Annotated in this window: 17 protein-coding genes; 10 read left to right on the top strand and 7 right to left on the bottom strand. The window is 70.8% G+C overall.

What is annotated here, in order from left to right:
* Positions 1–84 precede the first annotated feature (84 nt).
* The 3 genes from dnaN to VLK66_RS18150 all read right to left on the bottom strand — a co-directional run bounded on the left by dnaN (position 85) and on the right by VLK66_RS18150 (position 3,990).
* Entirely contained in the window at positions 85–1,194 is a 1,110-nt protein-coding gene (dnaN, locus tag VLK66_RS18160) for a DNA polymerase III subunit beta (RefSeq protein WP_325310878.1), read from the bottom strand.
* 393 nt (positions 1,195–1,587) lie between these two features.
* Positions 1,588–2,997: a chromosomal replication initiator protein DnaA gene (gene dnaA, locus VLK66_RS18155; RefSeq protein WP_325310877.1), complete on the bottom strand. Its 1,410-nt coding sequence runs from the start codon at positions 2,995–2,997 to the stop codon at positions 1,588–1,590.
* Positions 2,998–3,399: 402 nt separating this feature from the next.
* Complete coding sequence (locus VLK66_RS18150) at positions 3,400–3,990, bottom strand: PadR family transcriptional regulator (protein ID WP_325310876.1); 591 nt, start codon at positions 3,988–3,990, stop codon at positions 3,400–3,402.
* A gap of 196 nt (positions 3,991–4,186) precedes the next feature.
* Here VLK66_RS18150 and VLK66_RS18145 point away from each other — a divergent pair, with 196 nt between their 5' ends.
* The 6 genes from VLK66_RS18145 to mnmE all read left to right on the top strand — a co-directional run bounded on the left by VLK66_RS18145 (position 4,187) and on the right by mnmE (position 9,101).
* Positions 4,187–4,564, top strand: coding sequence for a VOC family protein (locus VLK66_RS18145; protein ID WP_325310875.1), 378 nt, complete (start codon positions 4,187–4,189; stop codon positions 4,562–4,564).
* A 117-nt stretch (positions 4,565–4,681) separates the two neighbouring features.
* The gene (gene rpmH / locus VLK66_RS18140) at positions 4,682–4,831 is read left to right on the top strand and encodes a 50S ribosomal protein L34 (RefSeq protein WP_325310874.1); all 150 of its coding nucleotides are present in this window, start codon (positions 4,682–4,684) and stop codon (positions 4,829–4,831) included.
* A 20-nt stretch (positions 4,832–4,851) separates the two neighbouring features.
* Entirely contained in the window at positions 4,852–5,238 is a 387-nt protein-coding gene (gene rnpA / locus VLK66_RS18135; RefSeq protein WP_325310873.1) for a ribonuclease P protein component, read from the top strand.
* The gene (gene yidD / locus VLK66_RS18130) at positions 5,220–5,432 is read left to right on the top strand and encodes a membrane protein insertion efficiency factor YidD (protein WP_325310872.1); all 213 of its coding nucleotides are present in this window, start codon (positions 5,220–5,222) and stop codon (positions 5,430–5,432) included. The genes rnpA and yidD overlap by 19 nt, the downstream gene beginning before the upstream one ends.
* A gap of 53 nt (positions 5,433–5,485) precedes the next feature.
* On the top strand, positions 5,486–7,243 hold the full coding sequence (gene yidC, locus VLK66_RS18125) for a membrane protein insertase YidC (RefSeq protein WP_325310871.1): 1,758 nt from the start codon (positions 5,486–5,488) through the stop codon (positions 7,241–7,243).
* Positions 7,244–7,724: 481 nt separating this feature from the next.
* Positions 7,725–9,101 carry a tRNA uridine-5-carboxymethylaminomethyl(34) synthesis GTPase MnmE gene (gene mnmE, locus VLK66_RS18120; protein ID WP_325310870.1) on the top strand — a complete coding sequence of 459 codons (1,377 nt, stop codon included), beginning with the start codon at positions 7,725–7,727 and terminating at the stop codon, positions 9,099–9,101.
* Between the two features lie 173 nt (positions 9,102–9,274).
* Here mnmE and VLK66_RS18115 read toward each other — a convergent pair whose 3' ends face one another.
* The 4 genes from VLK66_RS18115 to VLK66_RS18100 are packed head-to-tail and all read right to left on the bottom strand — an operon-like array spanning position 9,275 to position 11,582.
* Positions 9,275–9,547, bottom strand: a complete 273-nt coding sequence (locus VLK66_RS18115) for an acylphosphatase (RefSeq protein WP_325310869.1) — start codon at positions 9,545–9,547, stop codon at positions 9,275–9,277.
* A 4-nt stretch (positions 9,548–9,551) separates the two neighbouring features.
* A complete protein-coding gene (locus VLK66_RS18110; RefSeq protein ID WP_325310868.1) occupies positions 9,552–10,394 on the bottom strand; it encodes a hypothetical protein in 843 nt (280 codons plus the stop codon).
* On the bottom strand, positions 10,349–10,813 hold the full coding sequence (locus tag VLK66_RS18105; protein ID WP_325310867.1) for a phage holin family protein: 465 nt from the start codon (positions 10,811–10,813) through the stop codon (positions 10,349–10,351). Before VLK66_RS18105 ends, VLK66_RS18110 begins: the two co-directional genes overlap by 46 nt.
* 13 nt (positions 10,814–10,826) lie before the next feature.
* Positions 10,827–11,582 (bottom strand): hypothetical protein, encoded by a 756-nt coding sequence (locus VLK66_RS18100; protein WP_325310866.1) that lies wholly within the window; start codon positions 11,580–11,582, stop codon positions 10,827–10,829.
* 282 nt (positions 11,583–11,864) lie between these two features.
* On the opposite strand from VLK66_RS18100, the gene mnmG reads away from it, so the two are divergent.
* The 4 genes from mnmG to VLK66_RS18080 all read left to right on the top strand — a co-directional run bounded on the left by mnmG (position 11,865) and on the right by VLK66_RS18080 (position 16,311).
* On the top strand, positions 11,865–13,787 hold the full coding sequence (mnmG, locus tag VLK66_RS18095; protein ID WP_325310865.1) for a tRNA uridine-5-carboxymethylaminomethyl(34) synthesis enzyme MnmG: 1,923 nt from the start codon (positions 11,865–11,867) through the stop codon (positions 13,785–13,787).
* A gap of 196 nt (positions 13,788–13,983) precedes the next feature.
* On the top strand, positions 13,984–14,802 hold the full coding sequence (locus VLK66_RS18090; protein ID WP_325310864.1) for an AAA family ATPase: 819 nt from the start codon (positions 13,984–13,986) through the stop codon (positions 14,800–14,802).
* 3 nt (positions 14,803–14,805) lie between these two features.
* Positions 14,806–15,735, top strand: a complete 930-nt coding sequence (locus tag VLK66_RS18085) for a ParB/RepB/Spo0J family partition protein (protein WP_325310863.1) — start codon at positions 14,806–14,808, stop codon at positions 15,733–15,735.
* Positions 15,736–15,858: 123 nt separating this feature from the next.
* Positions 15,859–16,311, top strand: a complete 453-nt coding sequence (locus tag VLK66_RS18080; RefSeq protein ID WP_325310862.1) for a hypothetical protein — start codon at positions 15,859–15,861, stop codon at positions 16,309–16,311.
* The last annotated feature ends 154 nt before the right edge of the window (positions 16,312–16,465 follow it).

Below are 16,465 nucleotides of genomic sequence, written 5' to 3'. Positions count from 1 at the left end.
GCTAGCGGGGAGAAGCCCCGGCCCCTCCCCGCGATCCGTCCTTCCCGTCCAGCTCTTCCCCGTCGAGTCCGTCCGGACCGCCGCTCAGCTCAGCAGCCGGAGCGGCATCACCAGGCACAGGTAGTCGGGCGTGTCCTCGTTCCCCAGCGGCTGCATGGTGGCGGCGCGCTCGGGGGCCTTGAAGCTCATCTTCACCTCGTCGGTCGGCATGTAGCGCAGCAGCTCCAGCAGGTACTGCGCGTTGAAGCCGATCTCCAGCGGGTCGCCGTCGTACTCCACCTCCAGCTCCTCGTTCGCGGCGCCCAGGTCCGGGCTCTCCACGCTGAACTTCAGCGACGGCCCGCCCAGCGACATGCGGATCCGGTGCGTCTGGTCGCTGGCCACGATGGCCATGCGGCGGATGGCGCTGTTCAGCGCGCCCTTGTCCGCCACCATGAACTTGTCGTTGTCCTTGGGGATGACCTGCTCGTAGTTGGGGTACGGCCCCTCGATGAGCCGCGTGTACACCTGCACCGTCTCCGAGCGGAAGCCGATGTGGTTCTCCGAGCGCGCCACCTCCACCTGCGCGTCGCCGGCGAACAGGCGCTGCACCTGCTGCAGCGCCCGGGGGTGCACGATCAGGTCGGCCGCCGGCGCCTCGGCCCCCGCCTCCACCGGCAGCGTCATCTTGGCCAGCCGGTGCCCGTTGGTGGCCACCATCCGCATCTCGCCGTCCTGCAGCTGCCAGAGCACGCCGTTCAGGATCGGCCGCGTCTCCTCGGTGCTCGCGGCGAACGAGACGTGGGTGATCAGGCGCTGCAGCTCGGCCCCGGTCACCCGCCAGCTCCCCCCGAAGTCGACCTTCGGGAAAGCCGGGAACTCGTCGCGCGGCAGCCCGTTCAGCTTGAAGCGGGTGCGGCCGCTGGAGATCAGGATCGAGTCGCCCTGCGTGGAGAGCTCGGTGGCCCCGGGCAGCTCGCGCGCGATCTCCTGGAGCTTCTTGGCCGGCGCGGTGATGGCGCCCGGCTCGGCCACCTCGGCCGGCACCCGCACGCTCACCGCGGTGTCCAGGTCGGTGCCGCTCATCCGCACCGCCCCGTCCTCGGCCTCGATCAGGATGTTCGAGAGCACGGGAAGGGTGGTGCGCGTCGGGATGCTCCCCGCGACCGCGCCCAGCCCCTGTTGCAGGTTCTCACGCGTGATGGTGAATCGCATACGCTGTCCGCGGCCCAGGCTGGAGTGACCGGCGCTTTTCCACCGGAAGTCTTACTAGTGCCTTTAGAGTTTCAAAACTCAGTAGTAGTAGTAGAGGGTGTGGATCTGTGGACAGCTCCGCTTCCCTCCCCCTATCTCCATCTCCCGCACCGTCTTCCGGGCTTTCCACGGCTGTGGGGCGGGGTGTGGGGAACTCGCCGGTTCTCCACGCGCTCCACATCCCCACAGCTTCCCCGCGTTTCCCACACCTTTTCCACCGTCTATCCCCAGTCTGTTTCCACAGCCTCGTGACGCTCTTGCGACGGTCCGGCGACAGGCGTGGGGAACGGAGTGCGGAGACGCGCGCAAATACGCGCCGCTCCGGGCGCCTGTCAAGGAGCCGTGCGGAAGGCGTCAGCGCAGGGACGCCCGGACCTTGTCCACGCGCTGCCGGAATCCGGGGTCCGCGGCCATGTCCTCCTCGACCTTGCTGATCGAGTGGATGACCGTGGAGTGGTCGCGCCCGCCGAACAGCTTCCCGATCTCCACCAGCGGCAGGTCGAAGAGCTCGCGGGTCAGGAACATGGCCACCTGGCGCGGCACCGTCAGGTCCTTGGTGCGCTTCTTGGACTGCAGCGCCTCGGGGGTGGTGCCGAACGCCTGCGCCACCGTCTCGCGCACCCGCTCGGGGCTCAGCTCGGGGGCGCCGTTCATCCCTCCGCCGCCGGGGCGCAGCGCGCCGCCCAGCGCCTCCTGCGCCAGCGAGATGTCGATCGGCCGCCCGGTGAGCGACGAGTACGCCAGCAGCTTGATCACCGCGCCCTCGATCTCGCGGACCGACGAGGTGCGGTTGCGGGCGATGAAGGTCAGCACGTCTTCCGAGTCGCGGATCACCAGCCCGTCTTCCTCCACCTTGCGGCGCAGGATGGCCATCCGCGTCTCGAAGTCGGGCGCCTTGATGTCGGCCACCAGCCCCCACTCGAAGCGCGAGACCAGGCGGTCCTCCAGCCCGATCTCCTTCGGCGGGCGGTCGGAGGTCAGCACGATCTGGCGCTGGGCGTCGTGGAGCGCGTTGAAGGTGTGGAAGAACTCCTCCTGCGTGCGCTCCTTCCCCTCCAGGAACTGGATGTCGTCCACCAGCAGCAGGTCGATCTGCCGGTACTGGCGGCGGAACTCGGCCATCGAGCCCTCCTGGATGGCACTCACCAGCTCGTTGGTGAAGCGCTCCGACGACAGGTACATCACCCGCTTCCCCGGGTCGCGGTCGAGCATGGCGTGCCCGATGGCGTGCATCAGGTGCGTCTTTCCCAGCCCCACCCCGCCGTAGATGAACAGCGGGTTGTAGTGCTTGGCCGGCGCCTCGGCCACGGCGTGCGCGGCCGCGGCGGCAAGCTGGTTGTTGTTGCCGACCACGAAGCGGGGAAAGATGTAGCGCGGGTTCAGCGGCACCGTCCGCAGCGACCCGTTGGGGTGCGTGGCGGCTGCGGGTGCGGCGGGGGCCTGCGGCGCGGCGGCGGGCACGGGCGGCGGCGCGATCTCGAGGGGCGGAGGAGGGACGGCGGCGGGCTTGCCGTTCGCCTGGAACTGCACGGACAGGGTAAAGCGCCGCCCGAAGAGCGACTCGCCGATTCCGGTGAGCATCTCGGCGTACTTGTCCTCCACCCAGTCCACCGCGAACGGGTTGGGGGTGGAGACCACCAGAAGCTCCTGAGAGATCGCCACCGCCTGCGTCGGGGCCAGCCAGGTCCGGTATGCCTGCTCGGGGAGCGCAGCCTTGGCGGCTTCCAGGATGCGCGACCAGACCTCCCCTGCGGTGTGCTCCATGACCTCTGTGGGTGGGACGCGAAGCCCTTGAAAACGGTAGGCTCGCAACCTATTCCGGGGCTGTGGATAAGTCAAGGAACCCCGCATCAATGCTGGATTTTCTTCGGTTTACAAGACTCTTGCGCGCGTGCACTTCACGATGTATAGCGGCTGTCCACACCGTGTGTAATCTCCGTCACCCGCCACCTGCCGCGGCTCGCGTAGCAGCAGGGGAAAGATACAGAAAGTGCAGCAGGGGAGATGGAGGGTCGACCATCCGGATCAAGCATCAGCGTGCGGCTTGTCTTCTGTCACGGGATGCAGTCGAGAGATGCCGATGGAATACAGACGGCGGCGGTCGCGGGGGATGCGCGGATCGCTCGGAACCGCGCAAGCGGGGGGGCGGATCACCGGCGCACTCCATCAACTGGACACCTGCCCGCCGCCTCCGGCGACCCCGAATGCCCGCTCCACCTCGTCCAGCCACGCCAGCTCGGTCTCGAACTGGCGGATGGTGAGCTCGATCATCAGCCGTCCCGCCACGTGGCCGGCGCCGCCCTCGCCCTGCATGGACGCCAGCGTTTCGCGCTCGCGGGCGGCCTCGCGCCCGAGGAACGCGCGCCGCCGCGCCACCTGCCTCGCGAGCGCGCCCTCGCGTGCGTGAGAGGCCAGCGCCATCCAGGTGAGAAACGGCGGCGGCGGGCGCTGCTCGGCCCAGTCCTCGCGCTCCAGCGCGTCCTGCAGCGCCTCGCGTCCCTTCGCCGTCGGCCGGTAGACGCGGCGCTCGGGGCCGCCGGCGCCGTCGTCTCCCGCGTCGTCCGCCGTCTCCGTGAACCCCTGCTCCGCCAGCTTCTTCAGCGAGTAGTAGACCTGCGGGCGCGAGATCCCCGCCCAGTCGCGCACCTCGCGATCCTCCAGCTCCGCCGTCACCGCGTAGCCGTGCATCGGGCGCTCGTGCAGCAGCGCCAGCACCACAAGGTCCGCCACCGTCAGCCGCGACGCGCGCTCCGCCATCCGCATCTCCCGTTGCGATGAAGCTCTTGACAGCGAGTAGTCTAAATAAGAATATTGGAATCGTGAATAGTCTTATTGAGACTACCTGCTGACCCGAGCGGCCCGCTGCGCACCAGCATCGCCACCGCCGCACTGCTGCCGGGGCTCGGCGCCGCGGCGGCCTTCCGTTCCGTCCCCCACACCCCGGAGGCAAAGGATGAACAAGCTGACGCCCGTCATCATCGTGGACCAGGTGGAGCCGTGCGCCGCGTTCTGGGAGCAGCGCCTCGGCTTCCGGCGCACCGCCGAGGTGCCGGGAGACGACGGCCTCGCCTTCGCGATCGTGGAGAAGGACGGCGTAGAGGTGATGTACCAGAGCCGCGCCGGGATGGGCGCCGACGCGCCGCCCGCCACGCGCGAGCCCAGCATCCAGCTCTTCATCGAGGTCGACGACCTGGACGCCGCCGAGCGGGCAATGCAGGGCATCATCGTCCTCCCCCGCCACACCACCTTCTACGGGATGACGGAGTTCACCGTCCGCGATCCCGCCGGCACGCTCGTCATCTTCGCGCACCCCACGGCGCAGCCGTCCTGAGCGGGGGACGGCGATCGGCGTGACCGCCGCCGGTTGACGGAACGGCTGAGAATGGCTATCTTGCTTGTCTTTGCCGCTCCTGAACACCGACTACGGGCAGCACCCGAAGGGGTACCAATGAAGCCTTCTTATCGTCCGCGCAACCGCAAGCGGATCAACAAGCACGGGTTCCGCGCCCGTATGGCCACCAAGGGCGGCCGCGAGGTCCTGAACGCCCGCCGGCGCAAGGGCCGCCACCGCCTGGTCGTCGAGATCGGCGGCAAGTAGAACGCGGCCGCCGCCGCAAGGTGGACGCCGAGGGGCCCGCCCCGCGGGGCTTTGCGCTTCCGCGCGCGGCACGGATCACGCACTCGGCCGAGATCCGGGCGCTGTTCAGACGGGGGAAGAGGAGCAAGACGCGTCATCTCGACGCGTTCGTCTCCCCTTCCCCCGTGGCGTTTGCCCGGCTGGGCGTGGTGGTGCCCAAGCACAAGCACGAGATCGTGGAGCGCAACCGCGTGAAGCGGCGCCTGCGCGAGCTGGGCCGCACCGTGGTCCTTCCCGCGCTCGGAAACTCGGGGCTGGCTCTGGACGTAATGATCCGGGCCCGCCCCGAGGCGTACGCGGCCGATTTCGCGGCGCTGCGCCAGGAGCTGCAGGAGCTCGTGGAGGAACTGTGCTCGCGCGCGCCCTGACCGCCGGCATCCGCTTCTACCGGCGCTCCCTCAGCCCGCTGAAGCCGCCGGTGTGCCGCTTCTATCCCACCTGCTCGGCGTACGGGCTGGAGGCGATCGAGAAGTACGGCGCCGGCCGGGGCACCTGGCTGCTGGTGAAGCGGCTGGCGCGCTGCCAGCCCTTTGCGCGCGGCGGCTACGACCCGGTCCCCTGACTCCGCGGGGCCGGTCCCTGGTACACCGAGATCTGAACGGATCTGGAAGATAGATGGAAAAGCGACTCGCGCTTGCCTTCGTGCTCACGGCGGTGCTGCTGATCGTCTGGCAGACCTTCTTCCCGCCCGTGCCCCCGCGGCCGGCCCGCACCGGCGCGGACAGCGCCGCGGCCGCCGCCCACGCCCCGGCGGCCACCACCGCGGGTGCGGCGACGGCTCCCGCCGCCGCGCCGGGAACGGTCGCGCCGGGGACGGCGGCGCCCGGGCGGACGGTCACCGTCCGCTCGCCGCTCTACGAGTACCGGTTCTCCACGCGCGGGGCGGCGCTCACCTGGGCGGAGCTGCTGAAGTACCCGTCGTACGTGCACCGCGGCGAGCGGGTGCAGCTGGTTCCCAGCGGCGCCACCGACGTGCTCTCGGGCACGGCCACCTCGGCCGCGCGCACGCTGGACCTGCGCACCGCCGAGTTCCAGCCGAGCGCCAACCGCATCGACCTCCGCGCCGGCGGGGCGCCGCAGTCGCTCACCTTCACGGCCACGCAGGGCGGCGTGCCCGTCGCCCGGATCACCTACACCTTCCGCGCGAACGACTACCTGGTCGACGTCAGCGGGCGGCTGCTGGGCCTGGGCGGCGCGGGCACGCTGAACACCAGCCTGGGCACCGGCCTGGCGCCGCACGACGCCAAGGAGCACAACACCTCGCGCGAGCTGTCGTTCGTGGCCTGGAACGGGCGCCGGGTGGAGCGCGAGTACCTGGCCAAGGTGAAGCCCGGCGTGCAGGACACCATCGCCGGGCCGCTGGCGTGGGCGGGGCTCCGCGACCGCTACTTCCTGATGGCGCTGGTGCCGAAGGGGCGCGAGTTCACGCGCCTGATCGGCACCGACCTGCCGGACGAGAACTACAAGGTGGGCGACGAGGCGCTGGTTTCGCCGCGCGCCGCGGGCACGGTGTCGCTCCCCATCGGCGCGGACGGCACCTTCGGGTACCAGGCCTACCTGGGCCCGCTGGAGCACGACCGCCTGGTGGCCGTGGGGCACCAGCTCGAGGAGGTGAACCCGTACGGCTACCGCTGGCTCCGTCCCATCGTTCGCCCCATCGCCGCGGTGGTGCTGTGGGCGCTGCGGGCCATGCACGAGAACATGGGGCTGGCGTACGGGTGGGTGCTGCTGATCTTCGGCATCGTGGTGCGCCTGGTCACCTGGCCGCTGAACGCGCGCGCCATGCGGTCGCAGATGAAGAACATGTCGGTGCAGCCGGTGATGCAGGCGCGGATGAAGGAGATCCAGGCCAGGTACGGCGAGGATCCGCGCCGGCAGCAGCAGGAGATGATGAAGATGTATTCGGAGCTGGGGGTGAGCCCCTTCTCCATGATGTCGGGGTGTCTCCCCATGCTCATCCCCATGCCGGTGCTCATCACCCTCTTCTTCGTCTTCCAGGGGGCCATCGAGTTCCGCGGCACCGGGTTCATGTGGCTTCCCGACCTCTCGCTGCGCGACCCCATCTACCTGCTCCCCATCCTGCTGGTGACGTCGATGTTCGCGCTGCAGTGGGTGAGCACGAAGATGAGCGGGATGGAGCAGAACGCGCAGGCCAAGACCATGATGTACACGATGCCCCTGATGATGGGCTTCTTCTTCTGGTTCATGCCGTCGGGGCTGAACCTGTACTACGTCAGTTCGAACCTGGCCTCGCTCCCGCAGCAGATCCTGATCGCCCGCGAGCGCCGCGCCGCTATGGACGCCCAGAAGGCCGCCGACGCCGCCAAGGCCCCGAAGCGCGCCACCCCGATCAAGGAAGTCCGCCGACGATAACGACGGCATCGGTAGATGAAAGACGCCCGCCTCTCCCACGAGTGGCGGGCGTTTCGCCGTTGGAATGAGAATGGAGGATTTGGATGAGAATGGGGAGAAAAGACGTCATCCTGAGGCCGGCCACGACCGAAGTGCCGTCGCACCGATGACGGCAGGCCGAAGGATCTATTGCCCGCTGAGCACGTGAGCGGCGGCACCGCGCCGATGGCTCCGTGCGTTCCCTCCGGCTGACGTGCGGCCGCGCTTATAGATCCTTCGGCCTGCAACGTTCTGTGTAGATCCGGTGGATGCGTGGCCGGCCTGAATAGAAAGTCAGTCCAGATTGTGTTATTCTGGGCGCCCGACTTTCATCCTCTGTGGTCGCGCGCAGCGCGGTGTCCGACTCAGGATGACGTCTACCCGGATTGACTAGCTTCACCGGCTGAATCGCCGAGCGAGTCGCCGCTTGTCGCCGCGCGCGCGCCGCCCCATTCTCCCGCGCATGCCCATCTCCCCCCTCGCGTCCGACACCATCGCCGCCATCGCCACGCCGCCGGGGCGCGGCGCCGTCGCCCTGCTGCGCGTCTCCGGTCCCGGCGCGTTCGGTGTGCTGCGCCGCATCGCGCCGGGATTGGACGGCATCCCGCCGCGCACGCAGCGCCTGGTCGCGCTCCGCCATCCGGAGACGGGCGAGGTGCTGGACCGTGGGCTCGTCACCCTCTTCCCCGCCCCGGGCAGCTACACCGGCGAGGACACCGCCGAGATCTCCACCCACGGCGGCGTGCTGACCCCGCAGCTGGTGCTGGACGCGCTCCTCGCCGCCGGCGCGCGCGCGGCCGAGCCGGGCGAGTTCACACGGCGCGCGTACCTGAACGGCAAGCTGGACCTGCTGCAGGCCGAGGCCGTCGCCGACCTCATCGACGGGCGCTCGCGGGCGCTGCACCGCGCGGCCGTGCACCAGATGGAGCGCGGCCTGTCGCGCCGCATCGAGGAGCTGCGCGGCGCCGTCATCTCCGCCGAGTCGCTGATCGCCTACTCGATCGACTTCCCCGAAGAGGACGAGCCACCCGTCCCTCCCGAGCGCGTCCGCGCCGCCGTCGCCGATGTGCTCCGCCGCATCGAGGCGCTGCTGGCCACCGCGCCCGAGGGCGAGCTCCTGCGCGAGGGCGCGCTCACCGTCCTGGCCGGACGGCCCAACTCCGGCAAGTCGTCGCTCTTCAACGCGCTGCTGGGAACCGAGCGCGCCATCGTCACCGAGATCCCCGGCACCACCCGCGACGCGCTCGAGGCCTCCGTCACCCTCGACGGCTATCCCTTCCGCCTGGTCGACACCGCCGGCCTGCGCGACACGGCGGACCGGGTGGAGGGGATGGGGATCGAGGTCGCGCGCCGCTACCTGGCCGCGGCCGACCTGGTGATCTTCTGCATCGAGTCCGGCCGCGAGCCGGGGGACGACGACCGCGCCTTCCTCGCCGGCCGCGATCCCGCCCGCACCGTTGTCGTCCGCACCAAGTCCGATCTCCATCCGGTGGAGGCGGCGGACGAGGCGGCGATCGCCATTCCCTCCGTATCCATCGCCGCGACGGAGGGCACCGGACTCCCCGCCCTCCGCGACCGGCTCCTGCAGCTCGCCTTTGGCCACATCCTGGGCGACCCGGGTGAGGCGCCGCTGGTCACGCGCGAGCGCCACGCGCGCGCGCTCCGCCACGCGCGCGACGAGATCGCCTCCTTCATCGCCGCGCTCGACGAGCAGGTGCCGATGGAGCTCGCCGCCACCCATCTCCGCGCCGCCGCCGGCGCAATGGAGGACCTCATCGGCGCCGTTACGGTCGACGACGTGCTCGACCGCGTGTTCGGAGATTTCTGCGTCGGAAAATAGACAGACACTGCAGAACGAAGAAAATCGGGGAGATCGGGGGATGAAAACCCCGGTCTCTTTTCGCTCAGAATCGATTTTGGGGTGGGGGGCGCACCGGATACCCTCGCCCGGTGGCGATCGTGAGCCCTGCGCGAAATGGTGAAGCCGTTTTTCTTCGGGTCAGCTTCGGAAAATCAGCGGACGATCTCGAAAGCGGCCGCCGTGGACGAAAGCGACGCGGGGATCCGGTCCACGCGCGCCACCGCGGCGTGGGGCGGCCCCTCGACCAGGAGCCGCTCCAGCTCGGCGAGCGCGTAGTCGGATCCCCGCGCCTGCACCTCCACCGATCCGTCCTCCGCGTTCCGCACCGTACCCACCAGACCCAGCCGGGCGGCCTGGGCGCGGGTCCACCAGCGGAAGCCCACGCCCTGCACCCGGCCCGTCACGCGGTATCCGGCCTCGGCCATCGCGTCAGAGGTTCTCCCGATGGCTCGGCCCGCGGTGCTGCGTCCCCGTGCCGCCCGACGCCGAGCCGCTCATGGGCGACCGGCCGGTGCGCGGCTGCGTTCCGCCGCCCATCGATCCGCCACCCATCGAACCACCGCCGTACTGCGACGAGCCGCGCCCGGTGCCGGCCGAGCCGCGCATCGACGCGCTGCGCCCGCCGGTGCCGCTGCCGTGCTGCCCGCCGAAGTCGCTCCCGCCCAGCCCGGGGATGTTCTGCATCACCGAGTTGATCACGCCGTCCTCGGCGCCGGCGTTGCGCAGGAACGCGCGCGCCCCCTGCGCCAGCCCGGCCGAGAGCCCGGCCGCCAGCGCGCTGCGCAGCTCGCCGCGCACCCGCGTGGCCTTGCCGCCGCCGCGGCTCCCGCCCGCGATCAGGAAGCCGACGCCGAACGCCACCCCGAGCACCGGGAGCGGGTTCTCGCGCAGGCGGTCCAGCCAGCCGCGCTCCTCGAGCGCCGACTGCGCCCGGTCGGCCACCGCGCCCATGCGGTCCTTCGCGCGCGACGCCACGTCACCCGCGCGGCCGGCCACGTCGCCCGCGAACGAGCGCGCCCGCTGCCCCAGGTCGCCGGCCGTGTCGGCCACCGTTCCCGCCGCGTCCTTCACCCGGTTCACCGTGCGGTCGCGGAGCCCCTCGTCCTGCTGGCTCTGCGGGTTGAACGCGATCCCCGCGTGCACGTCGGCGCTCCCCGGCGCGTCGCCCCACGCGCCCGAGCCGGTGGTGCCGGCCTCAAGGCCGGCGTTGTCGCGCCCGGTGCCGCTCAGGCCAGGTCCCGTCGGACCTGCTTCATCTCGCTCTGCAGCCATTGCTTGTCCTCCTTGAGGGTCTGGAGAGTCTGGTCCGGAGTAATGGTGTCGTGCTTCAGCCGCTTCATGGCGTTCATGGCCAGTAAGCCGCCGATGGCCACGAACAGCAGGCCCACGATCAGCGCGCCCAGCCAGTAGTGGTTCAGCGCCGATCCCAGCAGCAGCACCAGGAAGAGCACGAGCACGAGCGCTCCCACGGCCGCGAGAACGGCGCCCACGGCGATCTTGGCCGTGTCGCGCGCCACGCTCTTCACGTTCTCGCGCAGCTCCGCCTTTGCGAGCGCCATCTCCTGGCGGACGAGCGTGGCGCTGTCCTGCGCGAGCTGCCGGAACAGGTCGCCCAGCTGCGGCTCGGCCGCCGGAGCGCGGCCGTCCGCGGGTACCGCCGTTACCACCGGCGGCTGGACTCGGTCCGCCATTGTTCCGCCTCCCTTAGCGCAGGACCTTGCCGACCACGTAGCCGGCTCCCACCGCGGCCAGGATGGCCGGGATCGGGTGCTCGGTCACGATGTGGCCCAGCTCGCGCTGCAGCGTGTTCACGTCGTTGTCGCGCAGGAAGCGCGCGACGCTCTCCAGCGTGTCGGCCGCGCCCGAGGCCATTCCGCCGGCGCGAGCGCCCAGCCCCCTGTTCGGCACCTTCTCGGCCAGGTCGTCGATGCGCCCGGCCACTTCCTCCAGCTGGTCGGCCGCCTCGTCCATCAGCTGGTCGGCGCGCCCCTGCAGCTCCTGCAGCGTGTCGGCCAGCCCGCCGCCGCTCGTTCCGCCCAAGCGGCTCGCGGTGCCCGTGGCCGTGCCGGTCGACCCGCCGAACTCCGGCCGGTTGGCCGAGCCCGCGGTGCTCCCGCCCAGCCCGCCGGTGCTTCCGGTGGCGCCCAGCCCACCCGTGCTCCCCGTGGTGCCGCCGCCCAGCCCGGTGCCGCTGGTGCTGCCGAGGCCGCTCGTTCCGCCCAACCCGCTGCTGGACCCGCCCAGGCTGCCGCCGCTTCTGGTGGTCCCGCCCAGGCTGCTGCCGCCCGTGGAGCCGCTGGGGGAGCCGAGTCCGCCTGTGGAACCGGTAGATCCGCTCAGGCCGCCGGTGCTTCCGCCCGTGGCGCCCAGGCTGGGCGATCCGTCACCCAGGCCCGAGCCGCGGCCGCTCTCTCCAGTTCCGCCGCCGGTGCCCCCGGCGCCGAAATTACTGTCTTGCATGCGTTGCCTCCCTCGTCGTGAAGGGTGCCCGTCCGTATGGGATTGTCGCGGGGGTGCAATGGGTGTGCCATGTACGGAGTGCGGGAGTGCGGGAGTGCGGGAGTGCGGGAGTGCGGGAGTGCGGGAGTGCGGGAGTGCGGGAGTGCGGGAGTGCGGAGGTGGAGCGAAGAGCGGGAATGTTCCACGTGGAACATCGGACGGAGATGCCGGTACCGGGGGCCGGGCTGACATTGTTATATATAGGGAGATGAAAAACGGCTTCGCGGGATGATCAGGAGCGTGATGACGAGCGCGTACGAGGTGATCGTAGTTGGCGGCGGGCACGCCGGCGTGGAGGCGGCGGCCGCGGCGGCGCGGGCCGGCGCGCGCACGCTGCTGGTCACCGCCAACCTCGAGGCCATCGGCCAGATGAGCTGCAACCCCGCCATCGGGGGCGTGGCCAAGGGCACCGTCGTGCGCGAGGTGGATGCGCTGGGCGGCGTGATGGGGATGGCCACCGACCGCGCGCGCATCCAGTTCCGCATGCTGAACCGGTCCAAGGGCCCCGCCGTCTGGGCGCCGCGCGCGCAGTGCGATCGCGGCCTCTATCCACGCGCCGCGCGCGCGCTGCTGGAGCGGCACGAGGGGCTGGAGTTCTTCCAGGGGATGGTCGGCTCGCTGATCATCGAAGGCGCTCGCGTCGCGGGCGTGCGGACGGAGAGCGGGTTCGAGTTCCGCGCGCGTGCCGTCGTCGTCACCACCGGCACCTTCCTGCGCGGCCGCATCCACGTCGGCCACGCGCCCGCCGTCCCCGCCGGGCGCGCGGGCGATCCGCCGTCCGTCCGCCTCGCCGAGCAGCTGGAGGCGCTGGGGCTGGAGGTCGCGCGCTTCAAGACGGGAACGCCGCCGCGCATCGACGGGCGCTCGGTGGACTACGCGAAGACGGAGCTGCAGCCGGGGGAGATGGAGGAGTATCGCCTCTCGGTCTGGGAGCGCGCGCCGCTCCTCCCGCAGCGGCCGTGCTGGATCACCTGGACCGGCGAGCCGCTGCGCGACCTGGTCACCGGCCACCTGAACGAGTCCGCGCTCTACGGCGGCGAGATCTCCGGCCGGGGCCCGCGCTACTGCCCGTCCATCGAGGACAAGATCGTGAAGTTCCCCGACGCGCCGCGCCACCAGGTCTTCCTGGAGCCGGAAGGGCTGGAGACGACGGAGCTGTACGTGAACGGCCTCTCCACCTCCCTTCCCGCCGAGGTGCAGGTGCGGATGCTCCGGTCCATCCCCGGGCTGGAGAACGCGCGGATGACCAAGGTCGGGTATGCGATCGAGTACGACTACTACCCCCCGCACCAGCTCCGCCCGACGCTGGAGAGCAAGGCGCTGGACGGCCTCTTCTTCGCCGGCCAGGTGAACGGCACCACGGGGTACGAGGAGGCCGCGGGCCAGGGCGTCCTCGCCGGCGCGAACGCCGCGTTCCACGCGCTGGGCCGCGAGCCGCTGATCCTGGAGCGCGACCAGGCGTTCATCGGCGTGCTGGTGGACGACCTGGTGACGAAGGGGACCGACGAGCCGTATCGCCTCTTCACCTCGCGCGCGGAGTTCCGGCTGGTGCTGCGGCAGGACAATGCCCTGCACCGCCTCGCCCCCATCGCCGCCGAGCGTGGGCTGCTGACCGACGAACAGCGCGCCGTCCTGGATCGCCGCCTCGAGCTTGCCGCGCGGATGGATGCGTGGCTGCGCGGCACCAACGCTGCGCCCGGGCAGGTGGCCGATCTCCTCGCGTCCGCCAACTCGCAGCCTCTCCGCGAGCCGACGCGCCTCGCCGCGATCCTGAAGCGTCCGGGCATCACCGCCGCCGCGCTGGCCGAAGCGGTCGGCGGCGCGCCGGTGGAGGGGGAGGACGAGCTTGCGGCGGCCGAGGCGCTGGTGAGCGCGGAGATGGAGCTGAAGTACGAGGGCTACCTCTCGCGTGAGCGCGACCGTGCGGACACGCTCCGGCGGCAGGCCGACTTCGCGCTTCCCGGCGATCTCCCCTACCCCGACCTCGCGTCGCTCAGCTTCGAGGCGCGCCAGAAGCTGGACCGCGTCCGCCCCGCCACGCTCGCGCAGGCCGGCCGCATTCCCGGCGTGAGCCCCAGCGATCTGCAGAACCTGGTGATGGAGGTGCGGAAGCGAGGGAACAGAGGACAGGGAACAGGGGACAGGGAACTGCTCCCGGTGAGGTGACTCTCCGGCAGCCGCATTTCTCACGGGCCGCGTGGATTTCCTCCACCGGACGCCTTGCCGTACCTGTTCCCTGTCCCCTCTCCCCTGTCTCCTATGAATGTTCCACGTGGAACATTCCGCCCTGCGTTTCTGGACTAAGCGCACCCCGCCGTGTAGATTCCCCGCACCCATCCCCCCATCCAAGCGCAGAGGACGCGTGTCGCGCATCATCGCCATCGCGAACCAGAAGGGCGGCGTCGGCAAGACCACCACGGCCATCAACCTCGGCGCCTGCCTGGCGGTCGCCGAGAAGCGCACGCTGGTGATCGACACCGATCCGCAGGGGAACGCCACCAGCGGGCTCGGCATCGACAAGGACGAGGTCGAGAAGTCGATCTACGACGTTCTTCTCGAGGAGGTGCCGATCGAGGACGTGATCGTCCGGCAGGTGCACTTTCCCTACCTGGACGTGGTCCCCGCCACGCGCGACCTGGTGGGCGCCGAGGTGGAGCTGGTGAACCGCAAGGGGCGCGAGATCATCCTCCGCCGCGCGATCGAGGCCGTCCGCGACCGCTACGACTTCATCCTCATCGACTGCCCGCCGTCGCTCGGGCTGCTGACGCTGAACACGCTGGCCGCGTCCGACTCGGTCCTCATCCCCATCCAGTGCGAGTTCTACGCACTGGAAGGTTTGTCGCAGCTGCTGAACACGGTCACCATCGTGCAGAAGAACCTGAACCCCGCGCTGCAGATCGAGGGGGTGCTGCTCACGATGTACGACGGGCGCCTGAACCTGTCGCGGCAGGTGGCCGACGAGGCGAAGGAGTACTTCGGCCCCAAGGTGTACAAGACGACCATCCCCCGCAACGTGCGCATCGCCGAGGCGCCCAGCTTCGGGAAGCCGATCGTCCTCTACGACATCCTGTCCGTGGGCGCCAAGAGCTACCTCTCGCTGGCGAAGGAGGTCATCGCCAAGAAGGGGAAGGCGGGGCGGAGCGCCGAGCCGGAGCCGATGGCCGCGGCGGGGGGAGAGTAGCCCGTGGCCACCCGCAAGCCCCGGCTGGGGAAGGGCCTCAGCGCCCTGCTGGGCGACTTCTCGGCCGAGACGCAGCAGGCGATCGAGACCGGCGACGGGGTGCGCGAGGTTCCCACCAGCCGGATCGCGCCCAACCCGTTCCAGCCGCGCCGCGAGTTCAGCGCCGAGCAGTTGGCAGAGCTGGAGGAGTCGATCCGCAAGAACGGCCTGCTGCAGCCCTTGGTGGTGCGCCCGCGAACGGCGACCACGCCGGAGGGGGCGGAGTGGGAGCTGATTGCGGGAGAGCGGCGGTGGCGGGCGGTGCGGCGGCTGGGGTGGTCGCAGGTGCCGGTGGTGGTGCGCGACATCGACGACCGGGCGATGCTCGTCCTCGCGATCGTCGAGAACGTGCAGCGCGCCGGGCTCTCGGCGCTGGAAGAGGCGGCCGGGTACAAGCAGCTGATCGACGAGTTCGGCTACACCCAGGCCGAGGTGGCCGACAGCGTGGGCCGCGAGCGCTCGACCGTGGCCAACCTCCTCCGCCTCCTGGCGCTCCCCGCGTCGGTGCAGCGGATGGTGAACGAGGGCGACCTGTCGATGGGGCACGCCCGCGCGCTGCTGGGGCTGGAAGACGAGCGGGAGATGGCCGACCTGGCGCGCCAGGCGGTGGACGCCGGGATGAGCGTGCGCACCATCGAGGAGCGGGTGCGGCAGCTGCGCCCCGGCGGCTCGGGCGCCCCGTCGCCGCGCTCGACCATGGCCGGGCTGCGCGACGCGATGGACGACCCGCACGTCCGCCACCTGGAGGCGGAGCTGCAGCGCGCGCTGGGAACGGCGGCGCGGATCCGGGTGACCAGCGGAAAGGCCGGGCGGATCGAGATCCCGTTCTACAACGCCGACGACTTCGACCGGGTGGTGGAGCTGCTCCTGGGCAGCGAGGCCGAGCGGGCGTGATGGACGGACAGTGCGAAAGTGCGAGAGTGCGAAAGTGCGTGGGGGCGGCGCAGCCCCCACGACGGCACGCACCTCTACTCTCGCACTCTCACACCTTCGCACTCTCGCACCGCCGGTACGGCCATGGCGCGTGACGAGCGGCGGATGACGTTCGTGGTCGTCCCCCACGGCGGCTCGAAGAACCTGAGCACGCGCTCGTACGAGCTGTCGTACCGCACGCTGCGCCTGGCGGCGATCGCCGGGGGCGTGGTCGCGGTGCTGCTCTTCCTGATGGCGGCCAGCTACGTGTGGGTGGGGGCACAGGCCGCGCGGGTGCCGTTCCTGGAGCGGCAGGTGGTGGAGCTGCAGAAGGAGCGGCAGGAGCGCGAGCGGCTGGCGCGGCAGCTGGCCCGGATGCAGGCCACCTACGAGCAGATCCGGGTGATGCTGAAGGGCGAGCTTCCCCCGCTGGACAGCATCGAGGCGCGGGCGCGGGCCGCGGGCGGGCAGGTGGGCGGAGACAGCACCGCCCCGCCGGCGGACTCCACGGCCACCGACGAGGCCGCGGTGGATTCGGGGGACGCCAAGCAGCGCTAGCCCCCCGCACCGATGCGTGAGATTCCATGTGAGCGAGGCCGCCGTGGTGATAAGCTGAACCTGGAGGAAGTCACTCAACCAGGAGGAGCTTATGGGAACCACGACGGCCTCGGGAACCGCGGCGGGCGGGGACACGCTGGTGCTGGCGATCGGC

Origin of the sequence: Longimicrobium sp. (assembly GCF_035474595.1) — a bacterium.
Lineage (GTDB): Bacteria > Gemmatimonadota > Gemmatimonadetes > Longimicrobiales > Longimicrobiaceae > Longimicrobium.
The sequence above is the reverse complement of the archived record's forward strand: the minus strand, read 5'-3'. Positions and strand labels throughout refer to the sequence as shown.

Bases quoted from the DNA above. Each gene is read 5' to 3' on its own strand.
- dnaN (WP_325310878.1), bottom strand. From the start codon at position 1,194: ATGCGATTCACCATCACGCGTGAGAACCTGCAACAGGGGCTGGGCGCG.
- dnaA (WP_325310877.1), bottom strand. From the start codon at position 2,997: ATGGAGCACACCGCAGGGGAGGTCTGGTCGCGCATCCTGGAAGCCGCC.
- VLK66_RS18150 (WP_325310876.1), bottom strand. From the start codon at position 3,990: ATGGCGGAGCGCGCGTCGCGGCTGACGGTGGCGGACCTTGTGGTGCTG.
- VLK66_RS18145 (WP_325310875.1), top strand. From the start codon at position 4,187: ATGAACAAGCTGACGCCCGTCATCATCGTGGACCAGGTGGAGCCGTGC.
- rpmH (WP_325310874.1), top strand. From the start codon at position 4,682: ATGAAGCCTTCTTATCGTCCGCGCAACCGCAAGCGGATCAACAAGCAC.
- yidC (WP_325310871.1), top strand. From the start codon at position 5,486: ATGGAAAAGCGACTCGCGCTTGCCTTCGTGCTCACGGCGGTGCTGCTG.
- mnmE (WP_325310870.1), top strand. From the start codon at position 7,725: ATGCCCATCTCCCCCCTCGCGTCCGACACCATCGCCGCCATCGCCACG.
- VLK66_RS18115 (WP_325310869.1), bottom strand. From the start codon at position 9,547: ATGGCCGAGGCCGGATACCGCGTGACGGGCCGGGTGCAGGGCGTGGGC.
- VLK66_RS18110 (WP_325310868.1), bottom strand. From the start codon at position 10,394: ATGGCTGCAGAGCGAGATGAAGCAGGTCCGACGGGACCTGGCCTGAGC.
- VLK66_RS18105 (WP_325310867.1), bottom strand. From the start codon at position 10,813: ATGGCGGACCGAGTCCAGCCGCCGGTGGTAACGGCGGTACCCGCGGAC.
- VLK66_RS18100 (WP_325310866.1), bottom strand. From the start codon at position 11,582: ATGCAAGACAGTAATTTCGGCGCCGGGGGCACCGGCGGCGGAACTGGA.
- mnmG (WP_325310865.1), top strand. From the start codon at position 11,865: ATGACGAGCGCGTACGAGGTGATCGTAGTTGGCGGCGGGCACGCCGGC.
- VLK66_RS18080 (WP_325310862.1), top strand. From the start codon at position 15,859: ATGGCGCGTGACGAGCGGCGGATGACGTTCGTGGTCGTCCCCCACGGC.